Below are 20,753 nucleotides of genomic sequence, written 5' to 3' on the forward strand. Positions count from 1 at the left end.
AAAGAGACGGGCAATGCCACAGACAAAAACACGTCTCCAGGCCGTGTTGAGCGGCTAACTGCTTGTCCTGACATAAAGTATTCCCGGCGGCTGGCTGATATTTGTTGGCGGGCACGCGGTCTTTATCCTGTTTGGGAGCGGCTTTTTTCTCAGCGGCGTACTGCTGTTACGTCTGCGGCTAAGCGAGATCTGGTTCTGCCTGATTGACGGGCGTTTGATCCAGACGATCCCAATGACTTGGCTCCGGCCGGCAGTGGCTCAGCCTGTTTCCGCTCTTTTGCATACTGTCGCTGGTGGCCGAATATTATTCTGGTCCGCGCAATCTCGGGAGACGTGGCCTCTGCATCTGCAGCATCCCCGATTCTTGCTATCCATTACCGGGGCGGTGCTGGTGGGGCAGTCATAAATGCGAGTATCACTTTCTGTCGTAGGCGGGGAGGCTGGTGAGTTCTCGTTCTGGTGCGCGGTGTTACGTTGTATGTGTGGATCGTCCTGTCTACGATCGGGATGTATCAGGCGACAGCATCACCGGAGACACCACGCGCTCAGCTGATAAGCGTTGCGCTGCTGGTTCCGGTGACGCTGCTGTATAACCCTCATGGTTTCCGGCTGTTTAGCAGGAGAATTCGCGACTTGCTACTGCCCCAAAATCCGCTCCAGCGTGGCACCTGTCGCCAGAATCTGCGCATCGCAGCCTGGCAAGCCGTCTATCTCCAGCCCCACAGGTAGCCCGCTGGTGGCACCAAACCCGACCGGCAGGGTCAGTCCCGGCAGTCGTGCATTGCTGCCAGGATCCACATTGCGGATCAAACGGGCAAAGTTTTCTGTTGAACTCACCTCATCATTCGCCAGCGGGGCGACGACCGGCGAGGAGGGGAAAATCAGCGCGTCGAGATGATGGTCGCTAAAGGTCTGTTCATATAGGGCGAGTAACCGCCCGAGCCCCTGCGAAATCGCCTCCTGATACAGCGGCGGCAGCGGGATGGGATCCCCGTTACTGTCCGGGATCAGCGCCGGTACAATCCCGTGCTCAAAGATGGCGCGGACATCCGGGCTGGCGATGTGCGCCACGATATCCTCCAGCGTCAGCCCGGTTTCGTGCGCCTGCAGATAATCAATCAAATCGTGTTTGCCCTCGTGCATCACCACCGGGAAGGAGACAGCGGCGTTGGCCTCTTCAAGCCCGGGCATATCCACACTAACCAGCGTGACCCCGGCAGCGCGCAGCCTGTCGAGCGCGGCGTGGGCCAGTTGGCTGACCTCTTCATCCAGCGCTTGCCAGAAATAGTGCGCAATTCCGAGGCGAAGGGTCCCGGCGGGTTTAGGGGCTAACACGTCGCCACCGGCTATCAGGCGGTCGAGCAGGGCAATGTCTGCCACGTTGCGGGCCATCGGGCCTGCGGTATCCCGGGTGTGGGAGATGGGGGTGATCCCTATCTGCGAATAGCGCCCGGTGGTGGGGCGAAAACCGACGCAGCCATTCAGGGCGCAGGGCTGGCGCACCGATGCCCCGGTATCTGTGCCAATTGCCACCGGAGCCATCCCGGCAGCTACGGCCACCGCGCTGCCCGACGAGGAGCCGCCCGCAATGCGGCTGACATCGTGGGCGTTGCGCACGCCCTTAATCGCAGGCGTGTGATACGCCGCGTTATAACCGGTGACGCCGAAGGCCAGCTCATGCATGTTGCATTTGCCAATAATAATCGCGCCCGCATCGATAAGACGTTGGATCACCGGGGCGGTGGTGTTGGGCACGAAATTTTTCAGCGCAGGCGTACCCGCCGTATTGGGCAAACCGGCGACGTGAATATTGTCTTTCACCGCGACGGGAACGCCACCCAGCGGCAAGGGGGCACCGCCGTCCGAGAGGTGTTGATCCCAGGCTCTGGCCTGGGCCAGCGCCTGTTCCGCATTGACCGTAATAAAGGCGTTGAGGTTCTCATGGGCATCGATGCGGGCTAAGCAGGCGCGAACCAGGGCTTCGCTCGTTATCTTTCGGTCGCTGATGAGCTGCGCCGCATCGGCGGCGGAGAGGGTATCCAGAGGTGCAGGGGTTGCGGGTGTTATTATTTTCATGGGCTGTTTCCTGGCTGTAGGTATCCGCAACATTTAGGCAAATCCCAAACGCGCCCGCCATCCTCAGGATTGAGGAGGCATTAATGCCTGAACCGTGAGGCCAGCTCCGTGCGGTTGGCGCAATCCAGCTTTTTGAGCGCGTGATTGAGATGAGTGCGAACGGTGGTGAAGCTGATGTTCAGCAGTCGGGCGACCTCTTTATCCCCCAGGCCTTTACTGACCAGATTGACAACCTCCTGCTCGCGGGCGGTTAAAGCCGGTGACGCGTCATCTTTGGGTAAGGCTCTGGCAAACCAGGGCTCCAGCAACTGCAGCAGCGCGATCTCGCGTTGCCCGAACGGCGGGGCACCTTTGGCCCGCCAGATGCGCAGATCGCCCACGTCTTCACCTTCACGTATAAAGTAGACATTCACCCCGTGATGCATCCCGCAGGGTTTCAGGAAGTGCTGGTAAAAGGGCGTTTTGTATAATTCGTGGGCTGGCATCACCTCATCAACCAGCGTCGGGCGCTGTTTTGCGCGCAGAAGTGGGGTGATGGGATCGATATATTGCCAGGTGCTGGCATGCTCGCGCATCGCTTTGTCGTCAATGTTCCAGCTGACGCCATGGCGTGAGGTGTTAGAGAGGGAAGACCAGATGCAGGATGCCGCAAAATCGGCCTGTAACAAGGCGCAGACATTTTCCAGCGTCTCCTGACGCAGGGTGCGGCTGCCCTGGCCCGAGCCGAGTTGCCACAGGATGTGCGAGAAGAGATGAAGCTCGTGGGGGGTTAATGGAGTCTCCATTTCTGATCTTCTCCCGATGGTGTTGTGTAAGTGAGTGTAGAACAGACCAGGCGCAGCGGCAGAATTGTCTGTAGTTACAACATACAATAAACTTATACGAATAAGACACCTCAACATTGTGCCCGTTTGTCTTGGTTCTACAGCGATTGGGAGCCCGATCGTCGCCGTTTGCGAACAATACGTTAGCGCAAACGGCGACAGCTGAACAGTTAATGATTTAGCCGTCAGGAAACAGAATGCCGGTAGGCCGATCCGCGGACTTTCTCGACCGCTACTTTCCCGGCGATAAACGCATGGTCTGAATTGTAGTATTCCCATTCGCTGTAACGTCCGGCCAGCGTGATGCCATGCAGCAGCAGCCATTTGCGGATCGTTTCCACGTTCTCTTTCCTGTTCTGATCGTAGATCACGTAGGCATACGGGATATCTATCTGATTGGCGGTGATAATCTCATCGTCTGCCGAAATGATCCCGCATTCAATGCACTCCTTAATGCATCGGTCGATTAACGCCTGGCCGTCAACCGGCAGCGGCTTATCCGGTGAATAACTGATTTCGCAGGTCAGGCCGCAACCGCCCGGTGGGCTACAGAAGGGGCTGGCGTTACCCTGGACGAATATGCGGTGGAAGATCGTTTTCCCGGCGTAGTAGATCCAGTGTTTGTCAGTCAGATTATCGCGACCAATCCCCAGGTTTACGCAGCGAACGGAGACGTGGCGCAGGCCTTTCGCCGCTTTACGGACTTCAGGCGGCACTTCATCGCCCATCAGACGAATCAGTTCCGGCAACACCAGGGTGCTGATCATCCTTTCATAGCGGTATTGCCGTCCATCTGCGAGGGCAACAATGCGCTGATTGGCATATATTTTACTTACTTCAGCCCCGGTCTCGATCCGGCCTTTGATATGCGGCAGGAACCCGTTCATCAGTGCCTGGAAACCGCCCTGTAACGGATACCCGAAGCGGGCGTTAGGCCCCATAGGTTTTGCGGTCTCATTCAGGGCGCCGTCGATAATTTGCTCCAGGTCGGGCAGGGGAACGCGGCCTCCCAGCCAGGACGTCTCCATCTCCGACAGCGGCACAGTCCACAATTTTTTATTGTAGGGGATGGCAAAGTGCCGGGCGATCCCCTTGCCCCAGGTCTCATAGATAAAGGCTTCAAAGCTGTCTTTTCGCGGCGCTTTTTCTGCCGCGTCTGCGCTGATGTAGTCCGGCACCGCGCCATCGGCACAGCAGTCGTGGTGATGTTTACCCTGAGCGGTTTTCTCTGTGCAGGTCGTCATGCTTTGCACATCAGACCCTGTCCCGTAGCGCGCCTCGATGGCACCCAGAATGCACTCTTTGACGATCGTGGCAGGCAGTCCGTAAAGCGATCCCTGGAACGGATAGCGTGTATAAACACCGTCGGTATAAACCCAGGCTTCGCGGATCTGCCAGTGAATATTGTCACCCAGCAACGTCTTGTACAGCGCCAGCACGTCTTCGTCTGCGGAAAACATAATGTGGCCCGCATAATCGAAGGTAAATCCTTTGTCCTGAATGGAGCGACAAAGCCCGCCGACCGTGGCATTGCGCTCAAGTAACGTTGCGCCTTCGCCATAGTGATAGGCTGCGCTCAGCCCGGTTGGCCCGGCGCCGAGGATTAAACACTCCTCAACTTCGCTATGGGCCAGTTTTGGTGGAACCAGCCGTAAAACCGGCTCGGAAGAGGCCTCGTCAGAGGGGCTATCCCCGGGCGCAACCGACCCGGCGGAGGCATCCAGATAGCGTGAAAACGCGCTCTCAATCAGCGCATGCATGCTCTGCACGGTTTTATCCCACGAGGTGCTGGCCACAATGCTCTGCATTGTCTGCTGCTGCGCTTTTCGGGTCTCTTCCGGCAGCGCCAGGGCCTGTTCACAGGCGGTAATAAAGGCGGCGTGATCCTGGGCGACGGCAACAACGTGGCTATAAGGTTTTTCGACATCGGCAATGGCGGTGCTGACCACCGGCAGCTGCGCGGCCATGTACTCCAGCACCTTTGTCGGGCTAATGAATCGTGTGGATTCATTCAGCGCGAAAGGCATCAGGCACATATCCCAGCCGGCAAGAAACTGTGGCAGGGCCTGATAAGGCTGCATGCCGCAATAATGAATGTTGCTGCGTTGAGGCAGGGTTGCGGGATCGATCTTCACTACCGGGCCGACCATCACGATTTGCCACTCCGGATGCGAGTCCGCCAGGGCGGCTATCAGCGATAAATCCATGCGTTCATCAATGACGCCGTAGTACCCCAGCCGTGGATGAGGAATGTCGTCCTGCAGCGGGTGATGATTCCCCCGATCCAGCGCCTGTTCAAAATGAACCGCATCGACGCTACTGGCAAAACAGTGAATATTCGGGTGACGGCCTTTTCTGGCCTCATACAGGCTGGGGCCACCGGTAAAGACAATATCTGCCCGTGTCAGCAGGGCAGACTCGCGCTGCAACAGCTGGCGAGGCGCTTTCTCAAAGGCGGCAAGTTCATCCATGCAGTCGTAGATGACGATCGCAGGGGTAAAGACTTTTAACAGCGGCAGCGCCATCGGCGTGTAGAACCAGACCACCGGGGTTTCGTCCGGCTCCCGTAGCTCTGTCAGGAGCGTTTCCAGAAAAGCTATCTGCTCGTCATGGAATCCGGGCGCTTTTGATGGCGTGTGGGGCTGAACCACAGTGACGTTCGGGGCAGGCCGGGAGAGTTTCAGCTCCGGTTTATCCGCTGAATAGAGCGGCTCTTCGATAAAGACGATGTGATAGTGCTGGGCAAGACGTGTCATCAGATGCTGTGGACGCTGAAAGACAAAGTCCCAGCGCAGGTGACTAAATACATATATTTTATTCATATCTGATTCCTCTGTGCCGGTGAAGGTCAAAGCGCCGGATGGCCGTTGAAAATGTTCCAGCCGCGCCTGGGTTTGCTTAAGGGCATGTGCATAAACGGTATTCAGATGTCGTGCTTTATCGGGCGCGATGTCCCATAAACCGCAGTGATGCCAGACAGCGTTATTTTCCCAGTCGGGGCGATCAATAATGGGATAAAGGCATATCCCGGTCAGCTCAACGCCTGCCAGCTGAGCCTGAGCGACTTCAGAGGCGACGTCGTTAATCCAGGCGCCACGTCCACTGCCAACATGGCTTGTTTCGGCAAGCAAAATAGGGCGGTGATAGCGTTCATAAAGCTCCTGTAACATCGTATGTAATCGTCGTCGGCGGCCATCACCAAGATGCCAGGCGAGGCGCTGGTTGTTTCCCGTCATCCATTGGTTGTCGTGGTAATAATTGGCCCCAATCAGATCCAGATAGCGTGGATGGCCCCCCAGTTCTGGCTCCAGCCGTCCTGCTAACATGTCCCACGCCTGAAACTGCGCAGTGCGCAACGCCTCAGTTTCCAGTTCGACCGTTGGGTCGTTATCGGGAGAAATCAGATGGACAATGGGATCACAGTGCAACATTCTGGCGCGGGGATCGGCAGCCCATATAGCGTCGCAGGCCGCTATCGCGGCACGAACCAGCTGCCGTTTGATTTGCATGCCGTCCATGTCTTGCCCAAGGGAGGCGGGAAACAGACCTACCGCGATCCCCCAGGCGGTGAAGGAGATTTCATTGATCGGGGAATAGACCGGCGGCTCCTGATACCAGGGGCGTAAAAAAGCCGCCAGCGCGCCGCACAGACAGGCGAAACGCGTTACAAATTCATCTGAGAAAAAATCGATATCGTCCGGCCAGCCGTAATGGCAAATTGTCCAGCAAATCTGGACGCCATGCTCCTTTGCTGACACCATTTTTGCGGCCACGGCGCTAAAGTCGTAACCACCTGATTTGTCAGCGAGTCTCCAGCCAACGCTCTCTCTTACCGTGGCAATGTTAAAGGGGCTGAGCGCCCTGTAATCCTCGAGATGTCTGCTGCCGTGGCCCGTAATATCATCCATTGAAAGGGCATGACCCTGCCGCGTAACAAAATCCGCACCCTCAAACCCCGCCTGCCAGAATGAGTTGAAAATCGGCATCTCACTGCTCCCGTATGGATAGTATTTCTCAATAAAAAAGCAAACCAGCATGGTTTTAAAAAGGAGAAATAAATAAGCACTTCTATGGGTCAAATCCTGGTAAAATAACCTGGCTTTTACTCATATTTAGATCATATTCAGGCATGCCTACCCCCTCGCCGTATTTCATTAAAGGCTAAACAGAGTCAAAAAAAAACCACCCGGAAGTACCAGGTTTGTTTTAACATCCCTTGCAAAAATAAAGGCGAACCAGATCTACTGTTCTCTTATCTTTAAATGATAGACGGGAACCCTGATGAGCAGCGGGTTCTTTTCATGGAACACCTGCTTCGCTTTGCTAAAAAATGATTAAAATCATCGGGAGGTAAGGGTGTTTTTTTTACGCAGTACGCTTCGTTTAAGCGAAATTATTTTATATTGGACGCATAAATTACCCGAAGCCGCTACGTTAGTTAGTCGCAAAACAGGTTTACAGACTGTAATTAACGAAACGGGAGCTTGTTTTATATTTTGGATTATATTTGGGCAGTTCTTCATTAGCGCGGGAATATTAAATCGCGCACCTTTAAAAGGTATTAAATAGATGTCACTAAAATAATTTATTCTGTAGTTACAACATACAATGCCATTCTTTTATCTTTTACCTCAACATCGTGCACATTAACACAGTCTGGCAAAACAAGATGGCGAGGGCGATTATCCGTTAAAGGGGATAATTTGCACTTATCCCCTGTAGGGGGTATTCTCATTTTATCCCCTACAGGGGATTTTTCTAAAATATCCGCTATGGGGGATAAACATGAAAGTTACATCGGCAGACGCACTGGCTCAGGCTGTCCGGGATCAGCGTAAGGTCAATAAGTTAACCCAAACGGCAACGGCTGAACAGGTGGGGATTAAACAAACCACGGTATCGGAATTTGAGAACAAACCAGGCTCTACCAAACTGGAAACCTTGTTCAAAATCCTCTCGGCGCTGGATCTGGAGCTGCACGTGGTGAAAAGAGGCGGCACGTTGCCGGATAAGAATGCCTGGAAAAAGGAGTGGTAAGCGATGCGCGCACAACGACTGACTGTCGCGATGAATGGCGACGTAGTGGGTACGCTGCATCGTGACGGCAGCGGGGCAATGTCCTTCCAGTATGCCCCGGAGTGGCTGGCCGAGCCGGGTTCGCGCGCGATTTCGCTCTCTTTGCCGCTACAGCACGGCAGGATCAGAGGCGCGCAGGTCTTTAATTTCTTCAGTAATCTGCTGCCTGACTCCGAAGCGATTATTGCCCGCATGCAGGCCCGATTCCAGGTTGAAACCGCTCATCCCTTTGATCTGCTGGCCAGTGTCGGGCGTGACTGTGTGGGCGCCATTCAGCTCTATCCGCCGGGACAGGAGATCCCCCCGGTAACAGATATCGTGGCCGAACCGCTGGATGACGATCAGATTGCCGCGCTGCTCGACGGGTATCAGATGGCACCGCTGGGGATGACCGAGGAGGATGCCGACTTTCGCATTTCGCTGGCCGGCGCGCAGGAAAAGACGGCGCTGCTATGGTACCAGGCACGCTGGCAGCGGCCCCAGGGTAGCACCCCAACCAGTCACATCTTTAAGCTGCCGATCGGCAGAATAGAACAAAACAATATCGACCTGAGCGAAAGTTGTGAAAACGAATGGCTGTGTTTGCGCATTGCCAAAGCCTTTGGTTTCCCAGTGGCACAGGCGGAGATGGCAACCTTTGGCCGCAAGAAAGTGCTGATTATCGAGCGTTTCGACCGTCGTTGGTCCAGCAGCGGGTGGCTGATGCGCCTGCCGCAGGAAGATTTTTGCCAGGCCCTGGGCGTGTCCCCAGCGCTGAAATATGAATCTCACGGTGGTCCCGGGATTGCCGACGCCATGAAGCTGCTGCTCGGTTCCCGCCTGGCGGGGCAGGATCGCGAGCTGTTCTTTAAGGCGCAGATCCTGTTCTGGATGCTGGCCGCCATTGATGGTCACGGGAAGAATTTCAGCCTGTTTATCGAGGCGGATTCCGCCTTTCGCATGGCCCCGCTGTACGACGTGATTTCCGCGTTTCCGCTGTTCGACGCAGGGGGGATCCCGGTCAAAAAAGCGAAGATGGCGATGGCGTTACAGGGCAAGAACCGGCAGTACCATTTTGCGATGATCCAACCGCGTCACTTTATCAGCACCGCTGCTTATGCAGGTTATTCCCAGGAGGCCGCTCGCCGTTTGCTGGCCGAGATGGCGGAGCGAACAGACGACGTTATTGCCTCCGTCAGGGCAGAATTGCCACCGGATTTCCCCGTGCAGGTCAGTGAGGCCATTTTTAAGGGGTTAGCCAGCCAGGCGGCAAGAATAGGGCGGTTCGTGAGTTAAAGGCCCGTTAAGTGTGCGACATAACCGTTCTTTGATACTAAAAATGGTAGGTGGTTGAGAATTCTTTACAATTGTAAATGATATTTATTTTCATTATCATTTTCCTTTACGTAAGCAACTGTAAAGAATAATGACATGAAAACTACCTCTGCCGGAAAGAACAAAACCCTGTGTGCGCTTGCCGTTTGCCTGGCGGTGCAATCTGGTTCGCTATTCGCGAAAGAATTTACCGAAAAGGATTTCGTTGTACAGCCGCTTGGACATGGCGTTTATGAGCTGGCCTATGATAAAGCTCAGAATGCCCTCTATGCGGCATCCGCGCCCTCTTTTGATAAAGACAAAACGGCCGGACTGGTCTTCCAGCTGTCGGCACCCACGCTGAAAATTGAACACCAGATCCCGACAGAACGCCGCACTTTTGCCGTCGCGCTGGATCAGGAGCAGCACATTCTTTATCTGGGCAACGCTCTGGAAGGGTCGGTCACGCTGCTTAATACGCGCAACAACGACGTCATCAAAACCATCCAACTGAGCGACAATGCCGATCCGGATAAGAAAGCCCACGTTCGTGAAGTGGTGCTGGATAAGAAGCACCAGCGTCTGTATGTGTCGGGGATTGGTCGTAAAGATAAAGGCTTGCTCTGGGTAGTGGATACGCAGAAGCAAGAGCTTGTACACACCCTCCATAAGCTGGAGCCTGTAGGTTTTGCGGTGGATGAAGCGGGCGATAAAGTTTACGTCGTCTCCGGTACCGGGGAGCTGATCACCCTTGATGGCAAAACATCGCAGCCGCTGAGCCGCGTGAAGGTCGATCCTGCCGACCCGGAACATTACTTCCTCAACATCGCCCTGAACACCGCGAAAGGGGTGGGTTATATCGCTGACACAAACACCCGCGATGTGCTGGTTGTGCAGCTGGATTCCGGCAAGCTCCTGCACCGTGTCCCGACGCCTAACTCCGTTGGCGTGCTCTATAACCCTGCACGGGAAGAAGTCTATGTCACGCATCGCAACGATCGCCAGATTAGCGTGATCGACGCGACCAGCAACCGCCTGAAACACACCGTTAAAACCGCGGCGATGCCAAACAGTCTGGCGCTTTCTGCCGATGCCAACACGCTCTATGCCAGCGTGAAGCAGGATGAAAAAGCCAATAAAGCTGACTACGTGCTCAAGATTGATTTAACCCAGTTCTAAGGATCCCGTTGTGATAAAGCAAACACGCATGGCCGTGGCGGTCTCGCTCGCTCTGGCTAACCTGCCGCTGGCCGTTTTCGCCGCAGAAACGACCACCGCAAACGAAGATGAACTGGTGGTGACCGCGACCGGTTTTAGCCAGGAACGCCGCGAAGCACCGGCGACAATTTCGGTGGTGAATGAAAAGGAGCTGAACACCCGCTCGAATCAGAACGTCACCGAAGCGCTGCGCGAGATGCCGGGTGTCCTGGTGGGTAACGGTCACGGCAGCCTGGCAACGGGCGATGTCCAGATGCGCGGGATGGATTCCACCTATACCTCGTACATGGTGAACGGCATCAAACAGGCGACCCGTGAATCTCGCCCTTATGGACACCATATCGGCACCGAAGCGGCCTTTATGCCGCCGCTTGCCGCTATCGAGCGGATCGAGGTGATCCGCGGGCCGATGTCTTCACTCTATGGTTCTGATTCCATCGGTGGCGTGGTCAACGTTATTACCAAAAAGGCCTATAACCTGGAGAAATGGACGGGGGTTCTGGAGGATAACTACTTCCTGCAGGAGAAGAGCGAATACGGCAATACCAACCAGACCAATGCCTTTGTGATGGGGCCGGTGATCCCGGGCAAGCTCGGGGTGAGCGTGGCCGCGGATTATCTCGATCGTCGTGACGATGACAGCATCAACGATGAGCGTTTTGTGAAGCATCAGTCCGGCAATCTGGATGCGACCATCTCCATGTCGCCGACCGATACTCAGCTCTGGGATCTGAATGCCACCAAAGGCAACCAGGAGAAGACCCATAACGATAAGCAGTGGTACTGGGGCTTTGACCGCGATGCGGCATCACTGTCGCAACACGCCTGGTATGGCGACGATCTGCTGGAAGTGAAAAACTTCATCAGCTACGAAAAAGCCAAAACCGAGTACCGCGTTCCGGGGATGTCTTCGCAGTTTATTACTCAGAAAAACTACGAAGCCAACAGCGCCAACACCTTTACGCTGGGCGATCACAAACTGACGTTAGGCGTGAACTTTACGCGTAACGAACTGGATGATGAGTTCGGGATTAAAGATAAGGAAGCGCCGGGTGTAACGCCGGTCAGCGAAATTACCCGTGACGGCTGGGCGGTGTTTGCTGAAGATGCCTGGATGATTGTGCCAGACTTTACGCTGACCACCTCAGCGCGTCTGGATCATGACAGCTACTTTGGTTACCACGTCACGCCTAAGCTCTACGGCAACTGGACCATTGATGAACGCTGGGCGCTGAAGGGTGGCGTCTCTGCGGGCTATAAGAAACCGGATCTGCGGCAGAATAACGAAGGCTTTACCAGCGTGTATGGCGCTTATCCTTACTCGGAAATCGGCATTGGTAATGACGATCTGAAGCCGGAGGAGAGCGTCAACACCGAGCTGGGCCTGTACTGGCAGCAGGACGCGCTGGCGCTGGATGCGACAATCTTCTACACCAAATTCAAGGACAAAATCAGCGACCATCTCATTTGTACCGCGTCGGACACGCAGAAGTGTACCTACAACGGTTATGTCGCCGATACCGTCTTCCAGTACGCCAACGTCAGCGATGCGGAGATCTACGGTCTGGAGCTGAACGGCGACTGGCAGGTAACGTCATCCTTAAGAGCCAACGCCAACTATACCTATACCCACAGCGAGCAGAAAAGCGGGGACTATAAAGGGTATGCCCTGAGCGATTTCCCGGAAAGTATGGCGAACGTCTCTCTGACCTGGAACGCGGTAAATGACCTCGAGCTATGGACCAAGGCCAGCTGGCGCAGTAATTCGCCGGACATCGGTAAATCCAGCGAAACGGAAGCCTACGCGCTGGTTGACCTGGGCGCGCGTTATCATCTGAACAAGAACGTCACGCTGATGACCGGCATCTATAACCTGTTCGATGCGAACCCGATCTACCGCACCTCGTACAACCAGTCGTCGATGCTGGAAGGACGCCGGTATAACTTCGGCGCCCGTATCGAGTTCTGATCCTACTGCCGGAGCCTGCTGGCTCCGGTCTCTTCTCTTATTATTCCTCGCTTTTCTTCTACAGAAAGTGATTATCAAAGCGGCCGACATGTGATACTTAAACTGGGATACAACAAACCAGGATAATAAAAGATGTCGCAGAACAAAATTGCCCACAAAGTACAGAACCTCCAGTCATCGGCGATCAGAGAACTATTAAAACACAGCAAGATGGAAGGGGTGATTTCACTCGGCGGGGGCATTCCTAACCCGGATCTTTTCGATCGTGAAGGGCTGGAGCTGGCTATGGAGAAGGTGCTCTCCAGCACATGGAAAGAGGCTTTTCAGTACGGTCTGAGCGAGGGCAGCCCGGAGCTACGCGGCGCAATCTGCCAGCTGCTGAGCGGCAGGGGAATTCACTGCGGTGTGGATGACGTGGTCGTCACCTCCGGCTCCCAGCAATCGTTGGATATTCTGGCGCGTGCGCTGATCAATCCGGGCGACATTGTGGTTGTCGAACGCCCCACCTATCTGGCTGCGCTGCAGGTTTTACAGTTAGCGGAAGCTAACTTAATGTCGGTGGGTACAGACGGCGAAGGGATGATCATTGATGAGCTGGAAGCGCTGGTTAAGACCACGCCGGTGAAAGCCGTCTATATTGTTCCGACGTTCGGCAACCCGGGCGGCGTTACTCTGGCAGAGCAGCGCCGTAAGCAACTGGTGGAATTATCCCAGCGCTACGATTTCGTCATCATCGAGGACGATCCCTATGGCGAAATCAACTTCACCGACAAAACCTTCACGCCACTTAAAGCCTGGGCGGCAGAGATGGGCTGCGGCGATAACGTCATTTATACCTCCACGTTTTCAAAAATCCTCGCGCCAGGCGCAAGGGTAGGTTGGTTAGTGCTGCCAGACTGGGTGAAGCGTCAGGTGGTGATCCTGAAGCAGGCGACCGATCTGCACACCAGCTCGCTGTCGCAATCGCTGACGTACCACTACCTGGAGAGCGGCCGTCTGGCCGGGCAGATCGATCTGATTCGGGAGGCCTATAAACACAAATGCCAGATCCTGTGCCAGCACATTGAAAGCGAGCTGGGCGAGCATCTGACATTCCATAAACCGATGGGCGGCATGTTCCTGTGGGCGAAATTCAAATACGAGATGAACACCACGGAATGGCTGAAAAAGACGCTGAACAACGGCGTGGTCTATGTGCCAGGGGAGTTCTTCTACTGCAACGAGCCGGATCATGCCACGCTGCGCATGTCTTACGTCAGCGTGACGGATGAAAACCTGAAAGAAGCGGTGGCGCGTTTAAAAGCGTCGTTGTAAGTTCCCGGTAAAGCAAAACGGGTGGCAAAGGCCACCCGTTTTGTTGCCGTCAGCGACGGATAAATTCCAGTAGATCCTGGTTAATCGCATCGGCATGCGTCGTGTGCATCCCGTGAGGATAGCCCGGATACACTTTCAACGTGCTGTTGCTGAGCAGTTCATCCTGCAGCAGGCTGGCATTCTTATAAGGCACAACCTGATCGTCATCGCCCTGCAAGATAAGGACCGGCAGGGTGATCGCTTTCAGATCGTCGGTCTGGTCAGTTTCTGAAAACGCCTTAATACCTTCATAGTGCGCCTTCGCGCTGCCAATCATCCCTTGTCGCCACCAGTTCTGGATCGTGCCCTGTGAAATTTCAGCTCCGTCACGGTTAAAGCCGTAGAAAGGACCTGTCGCCACATCCAGATAAAATTGCGCCCGGTTTGCGGCCAGGGCTTTACGGAATCCATCAAACACCTCAATCGGCGTACCGCCCGGGTTATCCGGTGTTTTCACCATCAATGGCGGTACGGCGCTGATTAAAACGGCTTTCGCCACGCGGCCCTGCGGTTGGCCATACTTCGCCACGTATCGCGCCACCTGGCCACCGCCGGTGGAGTGGCCGACATGCACCACATTGTGCAGATCCAGATGCTCAACCACGGCAGAAACATCGGCAGCGTAATGGTCCATATCATGCCCGTCGCTGACCTGATCGGAGCGGCCATGTCCACGACGATCCGAGGCGATGACCCGGAAGCCTTCCGCTAAAAAGAACAGTAACTGGTTATCCCAGTCATCCGCACTTAATGGCCAGCCGTGGTGGAAGAAGATAGGTTGTGCATCTTTGGGACCCCAATCTTTATAGAAGATACGGACATTATCTTTTGTGGTGACAAATGACATGGTAGACCTCTCGGGGAGTAACAACACCTGGGTGAAATGAGTGAATCAACACGTAGCATTTTACAGCCGCTTAGAAGTCTAGTTGAGATCATTAGCGTCCGCCTCCCAGCGAGAACGTCACCGTTTTGCGCAGCCGGCTCAGGCTGAATAACACCGACGCGACAGAGGCGGCGACGGCGATCCACAGGGCAACATGCACAGCCTGCTCATGTAATGTCTGGCCGGTATCGTTCGATATGACGGTGAGCAGAATACCCACAACGGCGGCGCCAAGGCATTGTCCAAAGGTCCGCGCGATGGACAAGATCCCGGAGGCATAGCTGGCATATTCACGCGAAACGTTAGACAGCATCTCCCTGTTATTTGGGCTTTGAAAACAGCCAAATCCAATACCGCACACCAGGCTTCGCAGGCAGATATCCCACATGGCAGGCGTGGCGGGCAGCGTCGCCAACAGGATCAACCCCACGGCAAAAATAACCAGCCCAACGGTGGAGATCAGCGGCGCTGAGAACGTATCGGCCCAACGTCCCGCATGGGGCGCAATCAGCACAATTCCCACCGGCCAAGGGACAAACAGCAGCGCCGACACGACAGGGCTATAGCCATATACGCTCTGAAACAGAAAAGGCAGCGCAATAAAAGTGATCCCCTGGCTGATAAAAGAGGCCAGCGAGGTTAATGCAGCGAGGGAAAAACGGCCATTGTTGAAAATAGCCGGGGGCAGCAACGGCTCCCGGGCGCGGCGGATATGCCAGATAAACGCAACGGTGCTGACCATCGCGAGCAGACCCCAACAGGTTGCCTCGAGATGGGTGTGTTGAGCCACGGCCTCAGGGCCGGAAAAGCTGTTCGCCGCCATGATCGTCGCTCCCAGCAGCGTCGCCGATAACACCGCCCCGGGGGTGTCGAACGCCGTATTGCCGGCCATGCGTTTTGCGGGTAACGCTTTACCCGCCAGCACCAGGGCGAGGGTACCCGGGATCAGGTTAATGGCGAACAGCCATTGCCAGCTCAGCGTATCGAGGATCGTGCCGCCCAGTACGGGCGCAACCGCAGTACTGGAGGCAATAAGCAGGGCATGCAGCCCGAGGACGCGTCCAAGCAGCCGTCCGGGAAAGACCGATCGCAGGATGGCCGGGGCGATACTCAGTGTGGCCGCGCCGCCGATCCCCTGAATAATACGCATACCAATGAGCATTTCCGGGGTTGTTGCCAGCGCACAGCCCAGTGATGTCAGGACAAACATGGCGAGGCCAGCCATAAAAACCATCCGAAATCCGTAGCGGGCCGCCAGCGAGGCAAAAATAAGCAACGTCATCGCAGCGGAAAGCAGATAACCGTTGGCGAACCAGACGGCGATACTTGCAGGCACCTGCATGGCTTTCGCCATAGAGGGCAGGGCAATGTTGATCATCGTGCCATCAAACACGCCCATCAGCGTGGTAATCATGACGGCGATCATAACCCGGGCACGCGCCTGTCCTGGCAACCCCTCATCGCCGGGTTGGTTTGAAAATAGCGTATTCATCTTGACTCCTGGGGATGGTGTTTTGATGAAGAAACTATAATCATGGGGTATACAGTGCGGAAGATGCAGCATTTACACTTAATCATTGCACCAAACGCCTTATCTGATATCGCTTAGAGGTTCACTATGTCCGATCCTGATTTTAACCTGCTCGTCGCGCTCGATATCCTGCTGGCAGAAGCGAGCGTTGCAGGTGCCGCGCGCCGTTTAAACCTGAGTACATCCGCCATGAGCCGTACCCTTAGCAGGCTACGGGAAGTGACGGGCGATCCGATCCTGGTGCGGGCAGGTCGTAACATGGTGCTGACTCCCTGGGCTGAAGCCTCCCGGGATCGCGCCAAAAACGCGGTGCATGAGGCGAGGGCGGTGCTGCAGCCGTCCATGGAGACGCTCAAGGTGGAAAATCTGGCGCGGTTTTTCACCCTCCGGGCAAATGATGGATTTGTCGTTGCGTTTGGCCCGGCACTGATTGCCGCCGTGGCTGAGGCCGCGCCTGATGTCTGCATCCGCTTTGCGCCAAAACCTGAAAAAACGTCACGCTATCTGCGTGAGGGGCTGGTTGACCTGGAAATTGGTGTGCAGAGCAATATGGGTCCAGAGATCCGACTTCAGAGGCTGTTCCAGGACAGGTTTGTGGGTGCGGTTCGTAAGACGCATCCGCTGGCATCGTTACCGACAATCGGTCTAAAGGATTATGTCGCATGGGGCCATGTGGTCGCGGCACCCAACGGTTCCTTGCATGGGTTTGTGGATGATGCGCTGGCAGAATCAGGGATGACACGTAAGATTGCCAGCGTAGTGCCTGGTTTTCCGACTGCGTTATCCGTGGCCCTGGCGTCCGATCTGATTGCCATGGTGCCCGCACTCTATTTGCGGAACCAGCAGATGACAGAGCAACTGCATATTTTTGAATTGCCATTCAAAACCCGGACGATAACGGTCTCGCAGATGTGGCATCCCCGCATGGAAAATGATCCCGGACATCGCTGGCTAAGAGAGAAGGTCAGGGCAGTGTGTCGGTCGGCGGGAGAATGAAGCGATGAAGGTGATATTGGTGCGGCATGCGGAAACAGAGTGGAATATGCGAGGCATTATTCAGGGGCACAGCGATAGCCCGTTAACTCATAAGGGTTTGCGCGAAACATCTGCCTTACTGGCGGCGCTTGCTGCAAGTGATCACCAGATAGAATATGTTTATGCCTCTCCGCTTGGACGTGCCTGGCAAATGGGTCAGCGCCTGGCTGAGCACTTTCGCTGCTCGTTGACGGCTGAACCCGCTCTTAAAGAACAGGCATTTGGTGAATTTGAAGGCATGTCCACAGACCTGTTCGGACAAAATCATCAAAACGAAGCCCATGCATTATTTGAGCGAGATGCAGATTACTGCCCACCAGGTGGAGAGACTCTCGCACATGCGTCTCAGCGGGTTATGGATTTTTTATTTCGCCTGGAAGCAACTTCGCGTCATCAAACAGTTTGCATTGTGTCTCACGGGCATGTCAGTCAGGGCGTTCTTGCGAGGCTTAACGAAGGGGCTATCGTTAATTTCCCACGGTACGCGCAACCCAACGCGAGTTACTCTGTGTTCGATCTGATCAATGGGCAGTGCAGCGCTGTAAGATGGGGAATTGCCACGCACTTGCTTAAACTTGCTTGATCAACAACATGGGGCGCGGCGAGCCGTGACAGAAATCCGGGACCCAGACCCATGACGAAAAGCGCCCGTATTACCAGTGATGCGCTCAATTGTAGAACCTTGACTGAAATGCTTCGACTTATGAAAAGAAGAGGGAAGTTAGTGATGCGGTATGGATAAGGGACAGGACGCTATCAACTCACAGATCGCATTTAACATAATATACATTATGCGCACCAAGGTGCTGAAGGACTTATCAGCCGCAAACTTAGCCAGCTCAGCATCCGCCGGTTGACCGAATCTCTCATACTACGCGTGCTCAAACTGATACGTGAAAACTACAGCGATTTTGGACCCACGCTGGCCGCTGAAAAACTCAGAGAGCGCCATGATATCCGGCTTTCAATCGAGACCGTCCGCAACTGGATGACGTCTGACGGACTCTGGGTTCCGCATCATGACAGCTCTCGCAGCGGAATTTTTCTCAATGAGCGATGTAAACCGGCTCAGGATCCTTCAGGACGTTATCGACCACCGTCTTATCACACGTCTTGCTGCAACCCAACCCGGCTTAAGATATCTGACAGAGACTGTTAACGGTTACTGGAGCGCTATCGTGATTTAGAGCGTAAAGACAGACATCGACCCGTTACATGCTTTTGATGCAATGGGCTAAACTCGTTAACGCAACGGCATCTGATATTCAATCATGCCGCTTTTCTTTGCCACCCAGTCATAGAGACGCTGGCCACGCAGATTGGTTTCATGGGTATGCCAGTAAAGACGCGAAGCATGTCGTTTTCGAGCCTGTTGTTGTACATACTCAATAAGCTGTCTGCCAAACTGTTTGCCACGGACATCCGGGTTAACATAGAGGTCTTCAAGATAACAGTAATCCCTCTCCTCCCAGGTTGAGCGATGAAACAGGTAATGAACCAGACCAATAATGTTTCCCTCATATTTAGCCACCGCGCAATAAATCGGCTCATGCGGTGTGAGAAAGCGTGTCCAGGTGTTCTGTGTAGCGTTGTCTGAAATATCTACACGATAAAATTCCTGATAACGCTTCCAGAGTGGTAACCATTGCATGTAGTCGCTCTCTGTAGCGGGCTGAATGCTTATTTTTGCTGATTCTTCATTTAGATATTCATTGTTCATCGGTTTTCTATCCTTAATTATATAAACCACATTCTCTTGGTTAACATAATTCTATCTACCGTAATGGTTCCATGTAAGTGACACTTTTTGTATATTTATAGGATCCACTTTTTTTTGCTGAGCTTCTGGATTGTGCATGAAGAGAGTTATTGCGCCGCTGTTCCACGATTTGTTACTCCCTAAAGGCGTGATAAAGGATGCACTATACAGTGTGCTCCGTAATGCCATTCTGGAAGGTCGCCTTACCGCGAATTCACGGGTCCCCTCAAGCCGGGCGCTGGCTGAGATGATGTCAATTTCCCGCAATTCTGTTATCGCTGCTTTTGATCGCCTGATGGCTGAGGGTTATCTGGAAACGCGTAAAGGTGCCGGAACTTTCGTATCAACAAACGCTCCTGAAGGGCCGCTGAATGGAACCAGGCCTCTGACACATGTAACTCAGTCTCAGTCTATCGACGGCCAAATTAATCCTGACATTGCGGCGTTACGTCCGCTGTGGAGTGAAAGCCATAAAGAGGCTAGCACTCACCGCCTCTTTACTGTAGGCGTTGGATGTATCGACCTCTTTCCCCATGAACTTTGGGGGCGGCTGCTTGCCCGTATCTGGAGACAATCCAGACGTGAACTTGGGCTGCATACCCACGTCGCCGGCTATGCGCCACTCCGGCGCGCTGTTAGTAAGTATATTCAGGCAACCCGTGGGGTTAACTGTGATGAAGGCCAGGTGATAATTGTTAATGGTATCCAGCAGGCGCTTAATATCACCGCGCAAGCGTTGCTCTCGCCAGGGAACGAGGTGTGGCTGGATGATCCTGGTTATAACGGTGCCAGAGGTGCTTTCAGCTCAGTTGGCGCGATTGTCAGACCGGTGCGGGTGGACGACAACGGGATGGATATACACGACGGTATACTGCAATATCCCGATGCTAAACTGGTCTACACGGCCCCGTCCCATCAGTTTCCTCTGGGGGGGACGCTTTGCCTGTCACGCAGGTTGGCACTACTGGAATGGGCTCAGGCAAATCAGGCGTGGATTTTCGAAGATGATTATAACAGTGAGTTTCGCTATGCCACCCGCTCACTACAGGCGTTACAGGGACTCGATAAGCACCAGCGGGTCATCTATACAGGTAGCTTTTCTAAGATGATGTATCCGGAATTTCGTATGGGCTTTCTGGTGGTACCACCTGCCTTATGCGAACAATTTATGGTTACCCGATATTTTTCCGATCTCTGCAACGGCTATCTGGAGCAGGCGGTTTTAGCACATTTCATTGAAGAGGGGCACTATGCCAGCCATGTCAGACGTATCCGCAAAGCCTGTTTTGAGCGAAAAGCCTCGCTCACGGCAGCGATTCAGGAGTACTTAGGGGAAAAGATGACTGTTCATCCGTCTGACTCTGGCATTCATCTGGTTTGCTGGTTGCATAACGGTCTTCAGGGTAAAAAGGTGGAAGCAAAAGCCGCCCAGCTCGGAATGGGGATACAATCATTTGTACGTTATTGCCAGCGCCCTCTTCCCCGGGAAGGTATCCTGCTTGGTTTTGCTAATCATCCGCCAGAGGTTCTGCGAGAAGGCATTCGCCGACTAGCCGCTGCTCTCTGACAGTTCCTCGGGATGAGATCAGATGGAATCTGGCAATTAGCCGCCGTAATTTGCCCAGGCCGTAATAAGCCTATTAAACCGCTTCTGGCAAAATCGACTTCTGCACCTCATAACGGCCAATACAACCTCCGGACGCGCATTAAGTTTCCTGCCATTATGTCAGCAT

At 54.3% G+C, this 20,753-nt stretch carries 14 protein-coding genes and 1 pseudogene; 9 read left to right on the forward strand and 6 right to left on the reverse strand.

The window, feature by feature from the left end; all coding sequences use genetic code 11:
- Window positions 1–636: 636 nt before the first annotated feature.
- The 3 genes from iaaH to C3F35_RS00460 all read right to left on the reverse strand — a co-directional run bounded on the left by iaaH (window position 637) and on the right by C3F35_RS00460 (window position 6,886).
- Entirely contained in the window at window positions 637–2,076 is a 1,440-nt protein-coding gene (gene iaaH, locus C3F35_RS00450; protein ID WP_103792377.1) for an indoleacetamide hydrolase, read from the reverse strand.
- An 80-nt stretch (window positions 2,077–2,156) separates the two neighbouring features.
- Window positions 2,157–2,861, reverse strand: coding sequence for a response regulator transcription factor (locus C3F35_RS00455; protein ID WP_103792378.1), 705 nt, complete (start codon window positions 2,859–2,861; stop codon window positions 2,157–2,159).
- A gap of 224 nt (window positions 2,862–3,085) precedes the next feature.
- A complete protein-coding gene (locus C3F35_RS00460; protein ID WP_103792379.1) occupies window positions 3,086–6,886 on the reverse strand; it encodes an NAD(P)-binding protein in 3,801 nt (1,266 codons plus the stop codon).
- Window positions 6,887–7,685: 799 nt separating this feature from the next.
- On the opposite strand from C3F35_RS00460, the gene C3F35_RS00465 reads away from it, so the two are divergent.
- The 5 genes from C3F35_RS00465 to C3F35_RS00485 all read left to right on the forward strand — a co-directional run bounded on the left by C3F35_RS00465 (window position 7,686) and on the right by C3F35_RS00485 (window position 13,770).
- Window positions 7,686–7,937, forward strand: a complete 252-nt coding sequence (locus C3F35_RS00465) for a helix-turn-helix domain-containing protein (RefSeq protein ID WP_103792380.1) — start codon at window positions 7,686–7,688, stop codon at window positions 7,935–7,937.
- 3 nt (window positions 7,938–7,940) lie between these two features.
- Window positions 7,941–9,251 carry a type II toxin-antitoxin system HipA family toxin gene (locus C3F35_RS00470; protein ID WP_103792381.1) on the forward strand — a complete coding sequence of 437 codons (1,311 nt, stop codon included), beginning with the start codon at window positions 7,941–7,943 and terminating at the stop codon, window positions 9,249–9,251.
- A gap of 135 nt (window positions 9,252–9,386) precedes the next feature.
- Entirely contained in the window at window positions 9,387–10,448 is a 1,062-nt protein-coding gene (gene yncE / locus C3F35_RS00475) for a 7-bladed beta-propeller protein YncE (protein WP_103792382.1), read from the forward strand.
- Window positions 10,449–10,458: 10 nt separating this feature from the next.
- The gene (locus tag C3F35_RS00480; protein WP_103792383.1) at window positions 10,459–12,456 is read left to right on the forward strand and encodes a TonB-dependent receptor domain-containing protein; all 1,998 of its coding nucleotides are present in this window, start codon (window positions 10,459–10,461) and stop codon (window positions 12,454–12,456) included.
- Between the two features lie 132 nt (window positions 12,457–12,588).
- Window positions 12,589–13,770, forward strand: a complete 1,182-nt coding sequence (locus tag C3F35_RS00485) for an aminotransferase-like domain-containing protein (RefSeq protein ID WP_032618094.1) — start codon at window positions 12,589–12,591, stop codon at window positions 13,768–13,770.
- 49 nt (window positions 13,771–13,819) lie between these two features.
- Here C3F35_RS00485 and C3F35_RS00490 read toward each other — a convergent pair whose 3' ends face one another.
- On the reverse strand, window positions 13,820–14,656 hold the full coding sequence (locus tag C3F35_RS00490; protein WP_032618093.1) for an alpha/beta fold hydrolase: 837 nt from the start codon (window positions 14,654–14,656) through the stop codon (window positions 13,820–13,822).
- A gap of 91 nt (window positions 14,657–14,747) precedes the next feature.
- A complete protein-coding gene (locus C3F35_RS00495; RefSeq protein ID WP_103792384.1) occupies window positions 14,748–16,187 on the reverse strand; it encodes an MFS transporter in 1,440 nt (479 codons plus the stop codon).
- Between the two features lie 126 nt (window positions 16,188–16,313).
- Here C3F35_RS00495 and C3F35_RS00500 point away from each other — a divergent pair, with 126 nt between their 5' ends.
- The 3 genes and pseudogenes from C3F35_RS00500 to C3F35_RS00510 form a co-directional block, all read left to right on the forward strand.
- Entirely contained in the window at window positions 16,314–17,222 is a 909-nt protein-coding gene (locus C3F35_RS00500) for a LysR family transcriptional regulator (RefSeq protein ID WP_103792385.1), read from the forward strand.
- Between the two features lie 4 nt (window positions 17,223–17,226).
- Window positions 17,227–17,844: a histidine phosphatase family protein gene (locus C3F35_RS00505; RefSeq protein ID WP_103792386.1), complete on the forward strand. Its 618-nt coding sequence runs from the start codon at window positions 17,227–17,229 to the stop codon at window positions 17,842–17,844.
- Window positions 17,845–18,051: 207 nt separating this feature from the next.
- Window positions 18,052–18,279, forward strand: a pseudogene (locus C3F35_RS00510) (ISNCY family transposase); the annotation flags it as partial.
- 225 nt (window positions 18,280–18,504) lie between these two features.
- Here C3F35_RS00510 and C3F35_RS00515 read toward each other — a convergent pair.
- Window positions 18,505–18,981, reverse strand: coding sequence for a GNAT family N-acetyltransferase (locus C3F35_RS00515; protein ID WP_032618089.1), 477 nt, complete (start codon window positions 18,979–18,981; stop codon window positions 18,505–18,507).
- Window positions 18,982–19,117: 136 nt separating this feature from the next.
- On the opposite strand from C3F35_RS00515, the gene pdxR reads away from it, so the two are divergent.
- Entirely contained in the window at window positions 19,118–20,587 is a 1,470-nt protein-coding gene (pdxR, locus tag C3F35_RS00520) for a MocR-like pyridoxine biosynthesis transcription factor PdxR (protein WP_103792387.1), read from the forward strand.
- Window positions 20,588–20,753 lie beyond the last annotated feature (166 nt).

Origin of the sequence: Leclercia sp. LSNIH3, from assembly GCF_002935105.1 — a bacterium.
GTDB lineage: Bacteria > Pseudomonadota > Gammaproteobacteria > Enterobacterales > Enterobacteriaceae > Enterobacter > Enterobacter adecarboxylatus.